Source organism: Pseudomonas sp. S3(2024) (assembly GCF_036861315.1).
Lineage (GTDB): Bacteria > Pseudomonadota > Gammaproteobacteria > Pseudomonadales > Pseudomonadaceae > Aquipseudomonas > Aquipseudomonas putida_A.
This window is the reverse complement of record NZ_JAZAQQ010000006.1, coordinates 54,149-70,275: the sequence shown is the minus strand read 5'-3', so window position 1 is coordinate 70,275 and position 16,127 is coordinate 54,149. Positions and strand designations below refer to the sequence as shown.

Below are 16,127 nucleotides of genomic sequence, written 5' to 3'. Positions count from 1 at the left end.
TCAACGTCCCCTCAGCAGTTTCAAAGTGCTGCGACCGAACATCCGGCTGGAGGCCGGCGGTGGCGCAGAAGGTCGGTCGGACTGGCCGAAACGGTTCTCCAGCCAGCGCTGAAAGAAGCCCCACAGCGTGGTGAGCAACAGGAAATAAATCGCCACCACCAGGTACAACTCGAACACCCGAAAAGTCGCCGAGGTGACCATCTGCGTGCTGAGCAACAACTCCTGCACGCCGATCACGCTGACCAGCGTGGTGTTTTTCAGCATCACGTTGAACTCGTTGCCCAGCGGCGGCACGATCACCCGGAACGCTTGCGGCAGCACGATGCGACGCATCAGTTTGGCAAAGGTCATGCCCAGCGAGCGTCCGGCCTCGTACTGGCCCTTGTCCACGGCGCCGATTCCGGCACGGATGATCTCGGCCATGTACGCGCCTTCGTTGAGGCCCAGAGCAATGATCGCCGCCTGAATGTTGCCGGGGATCACCAGCCCGAACAGCTCAATGTCTTCGAAGCGAAAAATCCCGCCCGCCGCCAGCGCGGTGTAGAGGAAAACGATCTGCACCAGCAACGGTGTGCCGCGCATCAGCCACACATAAAAACGCACCGGCAGATGCAGCAGAGGGTTCTTCGACAAGCGCAACAATGCGGCGGCCAGCCCCAGCACACAGCCCAGCAACATCGCCAGCACACTGATCAGGCACGTCAGCCACAGCCCGGTGAGGTATACGCCGCTTGGCTGCAACAGGTACTGCCAGTACACATCCCAATTGAAGTTCATCAACGCTTACCTCAATCGAGTGTGTCGCTGGAGACGTGCCACTTGTTCAAGAGCTGGTTGTAGCTGCCATCGCTGCGCATGTCGGTGATGATCTGCTGCACGGCGGCGCTCAGTTGTGGATCGTCCTTGCGAATGCCCAGCCCGGTCAGGATCCGGCTGAAGGCTGGCACGCCTTCCTCGAACAGATCCGGCGCCATCGCCGCGTAATAACCGGCGGTTTCCACCGTGGTGCCGTAAGCGTCGACCTGATTGATGCGCAGGGCCTGGAAGGCATCGGTATCGGTGTTGTAGACCACCAGTTTCATCGGCGGCTTGCCGGCCTTGCTCAGGCTTTCATTCTCGGTGTCGAGCAGGGTCTTGATGGTCGAACCGTTGAGCACCGCGATCTTGTGCCCGCTGAGATCCGCAAGGGTTTTCAGCGCCTTCGGATTGCCCTTGGGCACCACCACCGCCTGGCTGGAATACATGTAGTTGACGATGTCGATCACCTCACGGCGCTCGGGCTTGTCGAACAACTGGTCGACGATCATGTCGCACTGTCTGGCGAGCAAGGCCGGGAGCAATCCGGAGAATGGAATCACCCGCCAATCGACCTTCTTGTCGCCCAGACGCTTGGCGATTTCCAGGCCCAGATCGACGGTCAGCCCTTTGGGCTTTTGCGCTTCATCAAAAGACACCAGCGGCGGTGAATCCATGCCCGAGCAATAGGTGAGTTTGTCGACCTTGACCAGACGCTCTGGCACCGTGGGTGCGGCAAGCGCCCACTGAGTACAGAGCCCGAGGGATATTGCAGCCAGTAACAGGCGAGACGTATGCATGACCAGACACTCCAGTTCGGTTAGTAACGGGGCAGTACTCAAAGTCAAAACATCGGCGGACTCGTGTTCCGCTCTGTGGTTATTTTTCCGATTGCAAAAATTTGATCAGTTCGGGGACGGTGCCTTCGATGTGCTCGCGCACCACGGCTTCGGCCTTGCTGGCGTCGCCGGCGCGAATCGCATCGAGGATCATCTGGTGTTCCTGGCGCGCACTCAGGGGCTTTTCGATGTGCTGCAGCCACAGGCGCATGGGGGCTTCGATCAGCGAATAGAGGGCGCCGATCTGCTTGAGCAGCCGTGGGCGATCGCTGAGGCTGCACAGGTATTCATGGAACTTGCGATGGCGGCTGACCCATGCCGCACTCTCCTCGCGGTAGTCGTCCATTTCATCGAGCAGCCGCTCCAGCGCGGTCAACTGACGCTCGCTGATCTTGGGCACAGCGATGCGAATCGCCAGCCCTTCCAGGGCGCTGCGCATCTCGAACACCTCATGCATTTGCTCGACATCCAGACCGCTGACCACCGCGCCGCGGTTAGGCCGCAGCGTCACCAGGCCCTGCGCATCGAGGCGGCGAAAAGCTTCGCGCACCGGCATGCGGCTCATGCCGATTTCACTGGCGATGTCCTCGGCGATCAACCGGTCGCCCTTGCGATAACGACCACCGCAAATGCCTTCCAACAGAAAGTTGTAGGCCTCTTCCTCGGCGGTCATCGGTTGACGCTGATCGTAGGCGGGAGCGAATTGCATGGCAGCACCTTTTGTCTTTTTGTATCCAATTATCCACGGATACAAAAAAAAGCACGATGCATGCCAGATTTCACATGTGCAGCCCAAGCTTTTGATTTACATGATTTAAGCGGCAAAACGGCGATAAGACCCTGCCGTGCAAGACTCGAGCGGTGCTACCCGATCGCCCATGGCGAGCACCGCAAAGGTGCAGATTGGTAGCTGAGTAACACTCAACTGAATGGCAGCGCCGCTCCAGGAGCGACGCTTTTTTGTGGGCTGAAGGACAACTTCCTTTGCGGGCCTGCCTATAGAAATAGGCAATCCTCCCAGACAAACCGGCATACCCCTGCCACGCCGCGCTGCCTACCATGTCGTTTCACCTATCCGTCGGAGATTGCCATGCACAGCAGCAAAACCTTATTCATCACCGGTGTCAGCAGCGGCTTTGGCAGCGCGCTCGCGCAAGAAGCGATCAACGCCGGTCACCGGGTGATCGGTACCGTGCGCAACAAGGCCGATCTGAAGTCGTTCGAGGCCTTGTCAGCGGATCGGGCACACGGAGTGTTGCTCGACGTCACCGATTTCGAACGCATCGACGAGGTGATCGCCGACGTCGAAGCCACACTGGGTCCGGTCGATGTGCTGGTGAACAACGCCGGTTACGGACATGAGGGCATTTTCGAGGAGTCACCGCTGGCGGAGATGCGGCGTCAGTTCGACGTCAATGTGTTCGGCGCGGCGGCGATGATCAAGGCGTTCGTGCCGTACTTCCGGCAGCGGCGCGCCGGGCACATTCTGAACATCACCTCGATGGGCGGCACCATCACCATGCCCGGCATTGCCTATTACTGCTCGAGCAAGTTTGCCCTCGAAGGGCTCTCCGATACGCTGAGCAAGGAATTACAGCCGTTCAACATTTTTGTCACGGCGGTGGCACCTGGCTCGTTTCGTACCGATTGGGCCGGGCGTTCGATGCAGCGCACGGCGCGCAGCATTGCCGACTATGACGCCAGCTTCGACCCCGTGCGCAAGGCCCGCGAAGAGAAAAGCGGCAAGCAGTTGGGCGATCCGCGCAAGGCTGCGCAGGCCATGCTGCAACTGATCGCCAGCCCCGCGCCGCCCGCGCACTTGCTATTGGGCAGCGATGCGCTGAATCTGGTGCGCGATAAACTGCAACGCAGCCTCAGCGACATCGAGCAATGGGAAACCCTGACCCGCTCCACCGATGGCTGAGTACCCGGCGAGGACAAAAATGCCCATGAGTCCATCCGATCCGTACACCGCACGCATGGTGCAGTTGCTTGAACAGCTCGCGCCGCTGGAGGGCTACAACCTCAGTGCGCTGGAGGACGTGCGTTTTCTGCGCTCGAATCGGCCGCTGAGCAACACCCCGGTGCTGTATGAGCCGGGCATCGTGATTCTCTGTCAGGGGCGCAAGCGCGGCTTTCTGGGCGATGACGTCTACGTCTATGACGCACAGCATTATCTGGTGGTGTCGGTGCCGGTGCCGTTCACCATGGAAACCGAGGCCAGTGCGGCTGAGCCGATGCTGGCGGTGTATATGCGCCTCGACCTGCAGTTGGCCAGCGAATTGATGCTGCAGGTCGACGAGGTGTTCGGCCCCAGCGACGCTTTGCCAAAGGGCATGTACGCCTCGCCGATGGATGATCCATTGCGCGCCTCGACCCTGCGTTTTCTCGAAGCGATGAGCGATCCGGGCGATGCGCAGATCCTCGGGCCGGCGCTGGTCCGGGAGATCTACTACCGGATTCTGACCGGTGCCCAGGGCGGTTCGATGCGTGCGGCGCTCCAGCAGCAAGGGCATTTCGGCAAGGTCAGCCGGGCGATCCGGCGGATTCACAGCAGCTATGAACAGCGTCTGGACGTCGAGTCCCTCGCCGAGGAAGCCGGGATGAGCGTTCCGAGCTTCCATGTGCATTTTCGCAACGTCACCGACTCATCGCCGATGCAATACCTCAAAGCCACGCGCCTGCATCAGGCGCGTTTGCTGATGCTGCGTGGCGCCATGCCGGCCGCGACGGCGGCGTTCAACGTCGGTTATGAAAGCGCCTCGCAGTTCAGCCGCGAGTTCAAGCGTTTCTTCGGGCGCACGCCGCTGGCTGAGGTCGCGTGGATGAAAGCCACGTATGCCCTGCCCCAGTCCGCCACGCCCTCCCCGTATGTTTCTTCGCACTAAGCACTGATCGTTCCCGGCCATCGCATGCCCGCCGCAGTCTCAAGGCAAAATCCCCGCGCATTCACTACGCTTGAGAAATCCGCCTCGGTGCAAGCCCGGCAAACACATTGAACATTGCACGCGGGCCGCTGTTCCAGATGATTCAGACAGAGAATCAAGGACGAACATATGGATGTCTTCGCTCCCGCTGCGCCTGTTCCGCCTCAACAAAGCGCAATCACCCGCCGCCTGGCGTTTGCGGTCGGTACGCTGTTTATCGTCGGGGTGATTGCCGCTATCGGCACCCTGCTCGGCATTGCCGCTCGCCTGGATCGCGAGGATGTCGAGCAAAACCGTTTCTACACGGCCCGCGCCCTGGAAAACCGCATCAGCACCTCAAAGAGCTACATCACCAGTTACGCTGACTGGACCACCGCCTATGAGCACCTGCACACCCAAGTCGATACCGACTGGGCGTACACCCAACAGAACATTGGAAAGACGCTGTTCACCACTGACGGTTATGACGGGGTGTTTGTGCTGGATCGGCAGCGCACCAAATACGCCGTGGTGCAGGGGCAGCAGGAAGACGCGGACATCGCGCACTGGCTCGCGGTGCCTGCCGCGTCGTTGATTGAGCAGGTGCAAAACCAGTCCGAGTTGACCGTGCCTGTCAGCACTTACTCGCTGTTCGACGGCTGGCCGGCGCTGGTCACGGCGGCGGCCATTCTGCCCAACGATGAGCGTCCGGTGGGCGACCCGCAACAGACGTCGGTGCTGGTATTCGTCGACAAGCTGACACCGGCCAAACTGCAAGCGCTTGGCGTGGCCTATGGCCTGAACAACTTGACGCTGATGCCGGATGAACAGCTCAGCGGGGAGCAACCACACGTGCCGCTGGACAGTACCGGTTTCAGCTTGACGGCAGATCTGAAGCGCCCCGGGCAGCAATTGTTGTGGTCATTGCTGCCAACGCTTGGCGGCGTGCTGACCGTGCTGATGCTGTTGACCGCCTATTTCCTGCGTCACGCCGTGCGATCGTCGACCTACGTCGATCAGAGTTTCAGCACGTTGAAGAGCTCGAATCAGGCGCTGGAGGCGGCCAACCATGCACTGGAAGCCAGCGAAGAACGCTTTCGCGCCGTGGCCGAAGCCGCATCGGACTGGATCTGGGAAGTCGACAATCAACTGCGCCTGACCTATCTCTCGGCGCGCTTCAGCGAGGTGACCGGTTACCCGCAAACCGAGTGGCTGGGCCAAGGCATCGGGCAACTGGTGTCCTGCGATACCACGCCGCTGGAGCTGTGGCTGAAAAAACTCACCGAAGACAGCAATGCCAGCGACCTGCGCTGCACCTATCGCGATCACGCCGGGCAGCAACGCCACTGTCGGCTATCAGCGCGGCCGATCATCGAGAAACAAAGCGTGGTCGGCTATCGCGGCACCGCCAGTGACATCACCGACGAAGTCGCTGCCCATGCGCAGATCCAGCACCTGTCCATGCACGATGCCCTCACCGGCCTGCCCAATCGCAACCAGTTGTCGCGTTATCTGGATGACGCGCTGCTGCTCAAGGAGCATGCCCCGCCACTGTCGCTACTGGTGATCGATCTGGACAACTTCAAGCCGATCAACGATTCCCTCGGCCATCCGGCCGGTGATGCGGTGCTGCAGGAAGTCGCCAGTCGCCTGCGCGAATGCACCCGTGAGCACGACATCGTCGCGCGCCTGGGCGGTGACGAATTCGTTGTGGTGCTCAATGGCATGGACACTCGGCAAGAGGTCGACCGATTTTGTACCCGGCTGGTCGAGAGCCTGCATCAGCCGATGGTCTTCGAACATCACCCGCTACACGTCGGCGCCAGCATCGGCATCGCCCTGAGCCGCCGTCAGGGCTTCGTACCCAGCGAGTTGATCCGTTGCGCCGACATCGCGCTGTATCAGGCCAAGTCCGAGGGCAAGAACACCTGGTGCTATTTCGAAGCGCACATGAACGACCAGATCCAGACCCGCCGGCAAATGGAAAGCGATTTGCGTGGCGCATTGAAGAACGACGAGTTCATCCTGCATTACCAGCCGCGCTACACCGTCGACGGCAAGCACATCGTTTCGGTCGAAGCGCTGGTACGCTGGCAACACCCAACCAAGGGCCTGCTGGGGCCGGACGTGTTCATCGGCCTGGCGGAACAGACCGACCTGATCGTCGCGCTGGGGCGCTGGGTATTGCGTGAAGCCTGTGAAACCGCACTGAGCTGGCCGTCAGACATTCTGCTCTCGGTCAATCTGTCGCCGGCGCAGTTTGCCCTCAGCGATGTCGTCGAAGACGTGCGCGAAGCGCTGATCCAGACCCGTTTCCCGGCCAGTCGCCTGGAACTGGAAATCACCGAAAACGTGATGCTCGTCGACACCGACGGCGCGCTGGCCACGATGAATGCGCTGAAGCAACTCGGCGTGCGCCTGAACATGGATGACTTCGGCACCGGCTACTCGTCCCTCGGCTACCTGCGCGCCTACCCGTTTGACGGGATCAAGATCGACAAGCGCTTCATCGCCTCGATCAGCAACGGCGCCAACGATCGCGCCGTGGTTCAGGCGATCATCGGCCTGGGCAAAGCCATGGGCCTGACCGTCACCGCCGAAGGCGTGGAAACCGAGGAGCAACTGGAGATTCTCGGCAAGGATCAATGCAACGAGGTACAGGGTTATTTCATGAGTCGACCGATCGACAAGAGCGCGTTTGCGCAGTTGTTGAAAAGCGCCAGGGCTGAACCGGCCGAGCATCCGTCGCCGAAGAAAGGGCGCGTCATTTAGCCGGCCTTGTATCACTGCCATTCAATCATTGAAATGCACAAAGCCCGTTTCGACACGCGTTGTTAATACGTTTTCCTGTTGACTTCAATTGGTTTTGTTCAGGGTGTGTTTAGGGCCGTCATGCTTGAATATTCCTCACCGCGGATCAGGCTCAACGTCAATCTCGCGCTACACACAAGTTCAATGCAGGCATCACCGGACTGTCAGGACTGCGGTCAAAAGAACGACGTCACCAAAGGGTTAACGATGGATCGATATGAGGCCCCGCTTGTTGTAGGGCGCACTTCGCGGGCTGGAATGTTGACGGGGTTGATTACGAGAAATCCATGCCTGAGCATTTTTTTCATGACACTGGCCGTGTTCATGGCATTGCAGTACAAACCCGCTGTCCTCAACTACACAACACGTTTTGTCGACTTTGCCGAGTACATGTTGCTGCACGGCATCACACTGTTCCCGATTGCCGACGACCTCAAGCCTTATCCCGACTACACGGTCCTTAATACCTTGTTGGTCTATCTGGTTTCCCTGCCATTCGGCCGGATTTCCATTCTTTCCATGGGTATTCCGTCCTGCGTGGCCGCGTCGCTGATGCTGGTATTCATTTATCGGCTGGGCGCGCTGCACAGCAAAAAATGGGGCGCGTATGGCGTTCTTTTCAGCCTGCTCACCTGGGCTTTTCTTGACGGCGTCAACTCGCTGGCACTGGATGTCTATCCGGCGTTGATAACGGTGATGTGCTTCTACTTTGCCTATGCGGCCGATATAAAAAAGGACCCGCGTCGCCTTGCATTGCTGTACCTCGGGTTGGCACTGGGTTTCGCCTTTCGGGGGCCTATTGGCTTGATCGGGCCGGCGAGTGTCATTGGCGCTTATTACTTGCTGAGCCGGCAGTGGCGCATGTTGCTGCTGTTTTCATTGCTCTCGGGCGTAATTCTGACTGTTGGTGTTGCGCTGCTGGCATGGGCCGCCTACTTGCAAGGGGGGCAAGCGTTCCTTGAGGAAGTGCTGAACATGCAGGGCATCGGACGCTTCGGTTCCGACCACGCGCCACGCTATTACTTCTACTTCTCCGCAGGCTTGTTGACCTACGGCATCACGGTGTTTTACGCCATTAATGTAATTCTCAAGAAGTACAAACTGTTCTTCCGCTCGACCCGCGATAAAGACATCGACCTGCTGCTGTATCTGACCGGGTGGCTGTTGGTGCTGCTGGTGCTGTTCACTGTTCCCAGCTCGAAGAAAGCGCGCTACATCCTGGCAATCACCCCGGCCATTTCGCTGCTGGCCGCCTACCTTTTCGTCAGCAAGGAAGCCGCCTTGATCCGCGCCAAAGACGGCCTGCTGAACTTCTGCCTGAAGTTGCCCATGCTGGGGGTGGTGATGCTGGTGGCGATGCTGGTCTACAACAACTTCGCCGATGTTCCGTTACAGCCCAACTACCTGGGCGTAGCCTTGGGATTGTCTGCGCTGCTGAGCTTCTACCATGGCAAACACCAGTACTTCGCCGAGCATCCCTATCGGGAGTTCATGACGCTGTCGATTGGCGTAGCGGCATTTCTGATACTGGATATGTTTTTCTTCAACCCGATCACCTACCACCTGGAACTCATGATCGAACCCACGCCGAAGTTTTTGCCGTATTGGTTTTGGTGAAGCTTCTTCCTGATTCATGAGTAAGCGACACGACTGTCCAGCATCCACATGTTGGTATCTGACAGGGTCATGACGCATTCAGGGTACTGAATCGGCGGCAGGGCCTGCACAAAAGCAGTCGTTTGCAGCAGGAAAAAAATAAAGGTGGCGCCCGCTTTCGCGAGCGACACCTTCATCCACTGCCCGCTAATCAAGCCTGCTTGTTCGCCTCTTCCAGCGCTTTTTCAGCGTTGAACCCGTCGAAGTTCTCGAATACGCCCAGAAAGCCCGGCACGGTCACTTCCCGCGCCCAGTCGCGCTGTAGTTCGCAGTACATTTGCACCCGACTGATGAGCTTCGCGCCCGCCTGTTCCATTCTGCGCAACGCCGCCTCGTGCGCGGCGAGCGATGTGCCGCCGACCGCATCGACAGGCACATAAACGTCATAACCTTCCTGGATCGCGTCGAGCACCGGGAATGTCAGGCACGCTTCGGTCCAGAGTGCAGTCATGATCAGCTTCTTGCGCCCGAGCGCCTTGACTGCCTGCTTGAATTGCGTGTCCTCCCAACTGTTTATCGATGTGCGGTCATAGGTCGGCAGATGGCCGAGCACCTTTTGCAGCTCCTGAATCGGCGGCTTGTTGCGGCCGGTCGCGACATTGACTGTCGAGTGGATGATCGGAAGGTTGTAGTTGACCGCCGCCTTCGCGACGCTGGTTATGTTGAAGACGAGTTCATCACGCGGCATCGAGCGGATCGAAGAAACCTGAACAGGTTGATAATCGATGATGATCAACGCCGAGTTTTCCGGGGTCAGTAGCTGATCGGTATGGGGGTTGCGGAGAGTCTCGCTTGCCATTGGTAAATCCTTTTCATGGGTGACGCACGTTTGTGAATCAGGCCGGAGCCTGTGCGGGTGATGGGTTCCGAGACACGTGCGAATGACGCCATGCCCGGAAAATCCATTGTGCTGTTCCCATGTTTGACGCAGTAGTAGCATTGCGCGACGTGCTGTGTCGCGAAAAGAGGAACGCAAGCGTGGATATCGAAGAACTGCAGACCTTCGTGGAAGTGGCTGATGCCGGGGGCATTTCGCAGGCAGCCCTGCGGCTTGGCGTGTCGAAATCGATCGTCAGCCGCCGCCTGGCTCGGCTTGAAACCGAATTGGGTGTGCAACTGCTGGCACGCTCCACGCGCGGGGCGGCGCTTACCGAGGCCGGTGCGACGTTCCGGGACTACGCCGCCAGGGTTTGCACCGAGATCGACATCGCCAAGGAAACGATCCTGCCCGCCGGCGCCCTCCGCGGCCGCTTGCGCGTGGCCGTGCCGCTGTCGTTCGGCCAGAGTCACTTCGCCCCGATGCTGGCGGAAATGGCGCGTCGGCATCCGCAGCTGCACATCCAGACCTGTTACAGCGATCGCTTCGTTGACCTCATTGCCGAGGGGTACGATTGCGCCATCCGGGTTGGCTATATGCAGGACTCCAATCTGATCGCCAGACGGATTGGCCCGGTCTACGGCAAGCTCGTCGCGAGCCCCGCCTACATCAACGCGCACGGCGCGCCCGAGACTCCGGATGAACTGCTTGCCCATCAGGCGCTCATGCAGGGCACCGAAGCCTGGCAATTCATGGATGGCGACAACGTCATCACGGTTCGTCCGCAAGGCCGCTTCAAGGCCGACAACGGCATCGCCCTGGTCGCCGCCGCGACCGCAGGCCTGGGTGTCGCCTACCTGCCCGACTGCCTCACCCATGAACACGTGGCATCCGGCGCACTGGTGCCGATCATGACAAACCATCCTCCCCCTCCGGCCGGTGCCTACATCATCCGCCCGCCGGGTCCGCACCCTGCACGCAAAATTCGTGTGCTCACTGAACTGCTGATCGAGTTCTTCGGCGAAACGCCACACCTGGCGGTGCAGCCGCTGTCACATCAGGATGATGCGCTGGTGTGAGGTTGGGCTAAACGAAAGAGACAGACATTCATCTTTATCCGCCGTTCGCGTCGGGCAGCGTCCGGTCAACGCGACTCGATAATTCCCAACCGAGCGTGCATCATCGCCACGATCCCGTCGTGGTATCGAAGCCATCAGTGCAGAACCTGCCCGTCCGCAAAACGAGCCATTTGAAACGGAAGTCATCTCATGTTCGAACGTAACAAACTGTTCCGGAGTTAATGGTCACCAACCTGGATAGCAGCCTGGCATTCTGGGTTTTCGTCTGGGGTTCAAAGTCGCCTATCAACGCCCGGAAGATGGATTTGCATATCTTGATTTGAATGGTGCTCAAGTAATGCTTGAGCAGATTGATTCCGACGCGGGTCAATGGCTCACTGCGCCGTTGGCCAAGCCGTTTGGAAGAGGCATCAACTTACAGATTGACGTTGAGGCTGTCGCACCCATCATCCAGAAACTTGATGAGTCTGGATGTCCACTCTATCGAGAATGCAAAGACACTTGGTATCGGGCTGACAATGTAGAAATAGGCCAGCGTGAATTCATCGTCCAGGATCCCGACGGTTATCTCGTAAGGTTGGTAGAGCGGTTGGGGGAGAAACCGGCTTGCCCGTTCTGATACCGAGCCAAGCCGTCCGTCAGCTTCGGGCCGGTGCAGCCCTTCACGACAGGCAGCAATCGGCCAGAAGCGGGCATCGGCAAGCGACCGCTGTTGCCTAATAGCGGCCGTTGTGGAATGGCAGGAAACGACCGATAAATGTCTTCATATGCAACTTTCGCCCGACAGCGGCTCGATTGTAAGAATATGGCGGAGAGCTGCAAAACCGCCTACGCTTATAGAATGATTCCTCGAACACCTTGTCCATCTGGTGGTATAGAGCCGAGAGATCTGACTTCCTTTGACCGTCCACTTAACACCCACCCGGACCAACCCGCGCCTATCGCCAGCAACTGGCCCCTGAATCCGGTTCACACGACCAGCAGTACGGCGCAACGGGTAAAAGCCAGACCCAGTCCCCCACCTGTCGTTCAAAAGCGACCGATGCCGCAGCACCTCTGGAAACGGGGGCGCTGTTCACGTTCTGCCATGAGGTCAATCCGTATGTATCGGCCGAGCACGATTCCTTACCAGCAGCATCTAGGGTTTAGCCGAACCTTCACTCAGGGGCATTTGAGCCTTGGATTATTCTTTCCCATGGAGGCGTTCGACGGGGACACTCCGAGCATGCTCAACCAGGTCACACTGGCTAAACAAGCCGAGGCGCTGGGCTTCTGCGCGCTCTGGTTTCGCGACGTGCCGCTTCGCGACCCTGGCTTCGGCGATGTCGGCCAAGTCTTCGACCCCTGGGTGTACCTGGGCTATATGGCTGCCCATACCTCGGAGATTGCGCTTGGCACCGCTTCCATTGCCATCCCTTTGCACCATCCCCTGCACACGGCCAAGGCGTCAGCCAGCGTCGATCAGTTGAGCACAGGTCGCTTGATTCTGGGGGTGGCTTCGGGAGATCGGCCGGTGGAGTTTTCGGCTTTTGGTGTCGATCCCGAAAGGCGTGGAGAAATCTTTCGAGAACACTACGAAGTGATTCGGCAAGCCCACAGCACCAGCTTTGAGCCCATCCACTGGAGCACTGGCGAAATGCACGGCGCAGACCTTATTCCGAAACCCACCACCCAATTCATTCCAATGCTCGTGACCGGCAACAGTCGCCAGTCACTGGATTGGATCGCGCGTGAGAGCAACGGATGGATCAACTATCCACGCATTCCGAACATGCAGCGGCTGGTCGTGGAAGATTGGCGGCTGGAGGTCACCAGGCAATGTGGCTCTGTGTACAAGCCCTTTACTCAGTCGCTGTACATCGATCTCGATGAGAATCCGTCCACGCCACCCACACGTATCCATTTGGGGTTCAAACTTGGACGTTACCATCTACGGTTTTTGCTGGAGTCGCTTGAGGAAATCGGCGTGGACCACGTCATTCTCAATCTCAAATATGGCCAGCGTCCTGCGGCGGAGGTTATTGAGGAATTGGGTACGCACATCGTTGCGCAGTTCGGAGTGCAGCCGCGTCCGGCAGCGCATTGAATATCGGTCACTGCTACGCCGACGGATGCTCACTTGACGAAGCCATCGTGAGCCTCCCCGAACTGAATGGAACTTCCTGTTGGATTTGCTTAACCGGGCAGCTTGGCCGCAAGGACGTCAACCTTCTCGATTGATGGCGGTTCGGCAAACAGCTCGGCAGCGTTTGCCATAAGCGCCGCCGCGACCTTGCCCGAAAGATGAGCCTGCCGGCCCGCTTCATCCGGGAATGCGTCAAAGATGCCAAAGGTGGACGGCCCCAAGCGGATTCCAAACCAGGCTGTAGTTGCTGGCTCGTCCTCCACTAAAGGAAGGCCGCTCAAGAGAAAGCGCTCCACCTCATTCTCTTTCCCAGGTTTTGCTTCCAGACGAACGAACAACGCTACTTTGACCATGACGTGGCTCCTGTTGTTACGGTGCGGCTGGTGCTATCTGGTCGCAATAGCTAAAAGGGGCATCCGGCAATTAACTATGGTCGACGACACCAGGATTACAACCCCAAAGAGACCAAGGGTAGCGTCGCATGTCGCTCGGACACTGAGAATGACGTAGTGGGCAACGTGCAAGCCGCAGACCGGCCGCTTGATCACTTTTCCCGAGCTGTGGCCTGATAATAAAGACTCAACGATATCTGAAATTCAGGAGAACATAACAGATCATGGTTACTGTCAGGCCGACCAATATGTACTCGACACGCGGTAGAAATATAACTAACCCACCTAAAGAAAGCACGATCAAGGTGTTTTGCAGTATGTATTTCCGTATTCGACTCACGGCTATGAAATAGCCATATTGCTTCCCCAGGAAAAACAATGCCATGCCGATGATCGACATGATCTGGAAATCGCGCATCGCAATGTCATTCAGGATCGCATGCCTGATCAAATTTGCCAGGAGTGCCAGCCCCATAAAAAGAAAAAGGTGCGAGTAGATCAAGGCGTGCCCACTCATACTGCTGTGATTTTTGCTCAGCAGGTAAAAGCTATCAAAATAGATCCACCAGATACTGCAAATCATGATGAATCCGGTGATGGCCGCCATCACATTGTAATAACCCCATTGAATGTTAGATAAGCCTCCGGAAAGGCTAATAATTGACTCCCCCAATAAGATTAGGGTGAGTAGGCCTATGCGCTCAACCAAGTGTTCTGTGTGTGCTGGCAACGGCTTTAGTTTAGTCCAGAAAAATACAGGAAACAAAATATCAAGAACAATCCCAATATAAGCAACAAGGTAACGCAAGGGCGGGTCAAAAATAACCGATGAGAGACTAATGACTGCGCTAATTAACAGGGCGAAGCCGAGCCTAGAGGAGAGCTCGCCGCGAGAATCGAATTTACTTATGGACGAAATGTACATGATGCTGATGATGGCACGTATGCCAAAATAGCAGGCAATAATAAGCGGGTAGTTTACTTCCAGATCTTCCCCGATCCGTGCCGATAGCACAATGAGCAGGAGCATTATGAATAATGTTGCCAAACGGTGAAGATTGCTGTCTGTATCAAACCTATTGGAGTAAATCGTGTGACTGGACCAGATCCACCACAACGGTACAAAAAGCAGCAAGAATATCCATAATTGCTTATGTTCAAAGTGGCCTTCATGAACATGTCCGAGAGTATGCGTAACCTGGCCTATCGTCACAACGAAAGTCAGGTCGAAAAACAACTCCAACCATGTGGCGTGTCGATTTTTTTCATAATACTTCAAAGATTTCATTAGCTGTCGGCTCCGTGTACACCTCTTTAATGTAGAAGGAAGCTAACGCTGGTTTGCCCTCGGCTCTGGTGTGGGTGATGCCGGGCCGATGTCGCAATCTAGCGATTTCGTCCGCGCACTAACAGAAGCTCAATCATCTGACTCATCTCGTTGAACTCTGGGACCCCGTCATAGCGAAGCCCGTCAAAGTAAAACGCCGGAGTACCGTTCACGCCGCTGCGTACACCGCCATTGAAGTCGGATTGTATTTTGGGGATGTAAGTGTCCTCTCGCATGGCAACGTCGAGTTCCTCGCTGGAAAGGCCGTGTTTTAGAACAATGGCGCGATACAGCGGCAGGCCCAATCGATCCTGATTTTCGTACAATTCGTCGTGGGCCTCCCAGAAGAACCCTCGACTACCGGCATGCTCCGCGGTGACCGCTGCACCCAGCGCATGCGGGTGAGCGGTGGTCAGAGGAAAGTTACGGAACACGAACAGCAAATCATCGCGAAAATGCTGTTGCAGATTCTTGACCATCCAATACGCTTCACCGCAATAGGGACATTCATAGTCGCCAAATTCGACCAAGGTGACCTTGGCATGCGCACTTCCCTGGCGATGGTCGTTGGCACTTACCGGGACTTTGAGAGTGGCCATGTAATCACCTGTTAATTTTTGGTTGGCGTGCTTTGTGGTGAATTCGCCAGAGCATCCAGCGCATCCAGAATGCCGTCCGCCCCAGGGTTGATTGCCATTGGTGAGATGTAGCTCCAGGCGACCACCCCCTCCTTGTCAATCACGAACAGTGCCCTCTTACAAACTCCGAGCTGGGACTCGTACGCTCCATACTGTCGTGCCACCGCCCCTTTGGGCTCGAAATCGGCCAGCAGGCTGAAGTGGAAATTTCGATCTTTGGCAAAGGCCTGATGACACCAGGCGCTGTCAACCGAGATACCCAATAGCACCGCACCGTATTCTCTGAAGGTGGGTAACAACTGGTTGTACAAGGTCAGTTGGTCACCACACACCGAAGTCCAGTCAGCGGGATAAAACGCCAATATCACGGGATTTCCCTTTAGCTCACGCAGCGACAACTGTTGATCAGGGGTTGCGTGAAGAGTGAAGTCGGGCGCGACAGTACCGGCCGGCAGCGGACCCTGAACCAGGTCGCCATTGGTTTTTTGTGCATCATCGAACTCTAAAATATTCATTGCTTGAACCTTGATAGATGGGTGGTTGGGACGTGCTCAGTGGGATGCGACGTGCCCGGCGGGATAACTCCATCCACCATCAAGGGGTTCAAAAAAAGACAACGCTGCCTCGATCTCAGCCTGAGCCTGAGTGATTTCGGCAGCGAAACGTTCACATTCCGCATCAAGGAACACAAGAAGATCCGCCGTGTAATCGCGGAATTGGATTAGGCCAGGTTGGCAGGGGA

15 protein-coding genes and 1 pseudogene are annotated in these 16,127 nt (G+C 57.3%); 7 read left to right on the top strand and 9 right to left on the bottom strand.

Features of this window, described 5'->3' with window-relative positions; translation table 11 throughout:
• From VLA07_RS16825 to VLA07_RS16815, 3 genes are all read right to left on the bottom strand, one after another.
• Entirely contained in the window at positions 1 to 777 is a 777-nt protein-coding gene (locus VLA07_RS16825; RefSeq protein ID WP_333989765.1) for an amino acid ABC transporter permease, read from the bottom strand.
• An 11-nt stretch (positions 778 to 788) separates the two neighbouring features.
• Complete coding sequence (locus VLA07_RS16820; RefSeq protein WP_333989763.1) at positions 789 to 1,595, bottom strand: ABC transporter substrate-binding protein; 807 nt, start codon at positions 1,593 to 1,595, stop codon at positions 789 to 791.
• A gap of 79 nt (positions 1,596 to 1,674) precedes the next feature.
• A complete protein-coding gene (locus VLA07_RS16815) occupies positions 1,675 to 2,343 on the bottom strand; it encodes a GntR family transcriptional regulator (RefSeq protein ID WP_007967111.1) in 669 nt (222 codons plus the stop codon).
• A gap of 381 nt (positions 2,344 to 2,724) precedes the next feature.
• Between VLA07_RS16815 and VLA07_RS16810 the strand changes: the two genes are divergently transcribed.
• The 4 genes from VLA07_RS16810 to VLA07_RS16795 all read left to right on the top strand — a co-directional run bounded on the left by VLA07_RS16810 (position 2,725) and on the right by VLA07_RS16795 (position 8,968).
• On the top strand, positions 2,725 to 3,558 hold the full coding sequence (locus tag VLA07_RS16810; protein ID WP_333989760.1) for an oxidoreductase: 834 nt from the start codon (positions 2,725 to 2,727) through the stop codon (positions 3,556 to 3,558).
• A gap of 25 nt (positions 3,559 to 3,583) precedes the next feature.
• Positions 3,584 to 4,522, top strand: coding sequence for an AraC family transcriptional regulator (locus tag VLA07_RS16805; protein ID WP_333989758.1), 939 nt, complete (start codon positions 3,584 to 3,586; stop codon positions 4,520 to 4,522).
• A gap of 168 nt (positions 4,523 to 4,690) precedes the next feature.
• Positions 4,691 to 7,312: a bifunctional diguanylate cyclase/phosphodiesterase gene (locus tag VLA07_RS16800; RefSeq protein WP_333989756.1), complete on the top strand. Its 2,622-nt coding sequence runs from the start codon at positions 4,691 to 4,693 to the stop codon at positions 7,310 to 7,312.
• Positions 7,313 to 7,657: 345 nt separating this feature from the next.
• A complete protein-coding gene (locus tag VLA07_RS16795) occupies positions 7,658 to 8,968 on the top strand; it encodes an ArnT family glycosyltransferase (RefSeq protein ID WP_333990211.1) in 1,311 nt (436 codons plus the stop codon).
• Positions 8,969 to 8,982: 14 nt separating this feature from the next.
• Here the strand turns inward: VLA07_RS16795 and VLA07_RS16790 are convergent, their stop codons facing one another.
• Together VLA07_RS16790 and VLA07_RS16785 are read right to left on the bottom strand one after the other, a co-directional pair.
• On the bottom strand, positions 8,983 to 9,144 hold the full coding sequence (locus VLA07_RS16790) for a hypothetical protein (protein WP_247267466.1): 162 nt from the start codon (positions 9,142 to 9,144) through the stop codon (positions 8,983 to 8,985).
• Positions 9,145 to 9,158: 14 nt separating this feature from the next.
• Complete coding sequence (locus VLA07_RS16785; protein WP_247267465.1) at positions 9,159 to 9,806, bottom strand: hydrolase; 648 nt, start codon at positions 9,804 to 9,806, stop codon at positions 9,159 to 9,161.
• Positions 9,807 to 9,985: 179 nt separating this feature from the next.
• On the opposite strand from VLA07_RS16785, the gene VLA07_RS16780 reads away from it, so the two are divergent.
• From VLA07_RS16780 to VLA07_RS16770, 3 genes and pseudogenes are all read left to right on the top strand, one after another.
• Positions 9,986 to 10,903: a LysR family transcriptional regulator gene (locus tag VLA07_RS16780; protein WP_330205975.1), complete on the top strand. Its 918-nt coding sequence runs from the start codon at positions 9,986 to 9,988 to the stop codon at positions 10,901 to 10,903.
• Between the two features lie 189 nt (positions 10,904 to 11,092).
• Positions 11,093 to 11,522, top strand: a pseudogene (locus VLA07_RS16775) (bleomycin resistance protein).
• Between the two features lie 483 nt (positions 11,523 to 12,005).
• The gene (locus VLA07_RS16770; RefSeq protein ID WP_330205976.1) at positions 12,006 to 12,989 is read left to right on the top strand and encodes an LLM class oxidoreductase; all 984 of its coding nucleotides are present in this window, start codon (positions 12,006 to 12,008) and stop codon (positions 12,987 to 12,989) included.
• Positions 12,990 to 13,078: 89 nt separating this feature from the next.
• Here VLA07_RS16770 and VLA07_RS16765 read toward each other — a convergent pair whose 3' ends face one another.
• The 4 genes from VLA07_RS16765 to VLA07_RS16750 form a co-directional block, all read right to left on the bottom strand.
• Entirely contained in the window at positions 13,079 to 13,381 is a 303-nt protein-coding gene (locus VLA07_RS16765; protein WP_330205977.1) for a putative quinol monooxygenase, read from the bottom strand.
• A gap of 226 nt (positions 13,382 to 13,607) precedes the next feature.
• Positions 13,608 to 14,708 carry a low temperature requirement protein A gene (locus VLA07_RS16760; RefSeq protein WP_027614303.1) on the bottom strand — a complete coding sequence of 367 codons (1,101 nt, stop codon included), beginning with the start codon at positions 14,706 to 14,708 and terminating at the stop codon, positions 13,608 to 13,610.
• Between the two features lie 98 nt (positions 14,709 to 14,806).
• A complete protein-coding gene (locus tag VLA07_RS16755; RefSeq protein WP_007967054.1) occupies positions 14,807 to 15,346 on the bottom strand; it encodes a DsbA family protein in 540 nt (179 codons plus the stop codon).
• A gap of 11 nt (positions 15,347 to 15,357) precedes the next feature.
• Positions 15,358 to 15,900 carry a redoxin domain-containing protein gene (locus VLA07_RS16750; RefSeq protein WP_150370648.1) on the bottom strand — a complete coding sequence of 181 codons (543 nt, stop codon included), beginning with the start codon at positions 15,898 to 15,900 and terminating at the stop codon, positions 15,358 to 15,360.
• Between the last annotated feature and the right edge of the window lie 227 nt (positions 15,901 to 16,127).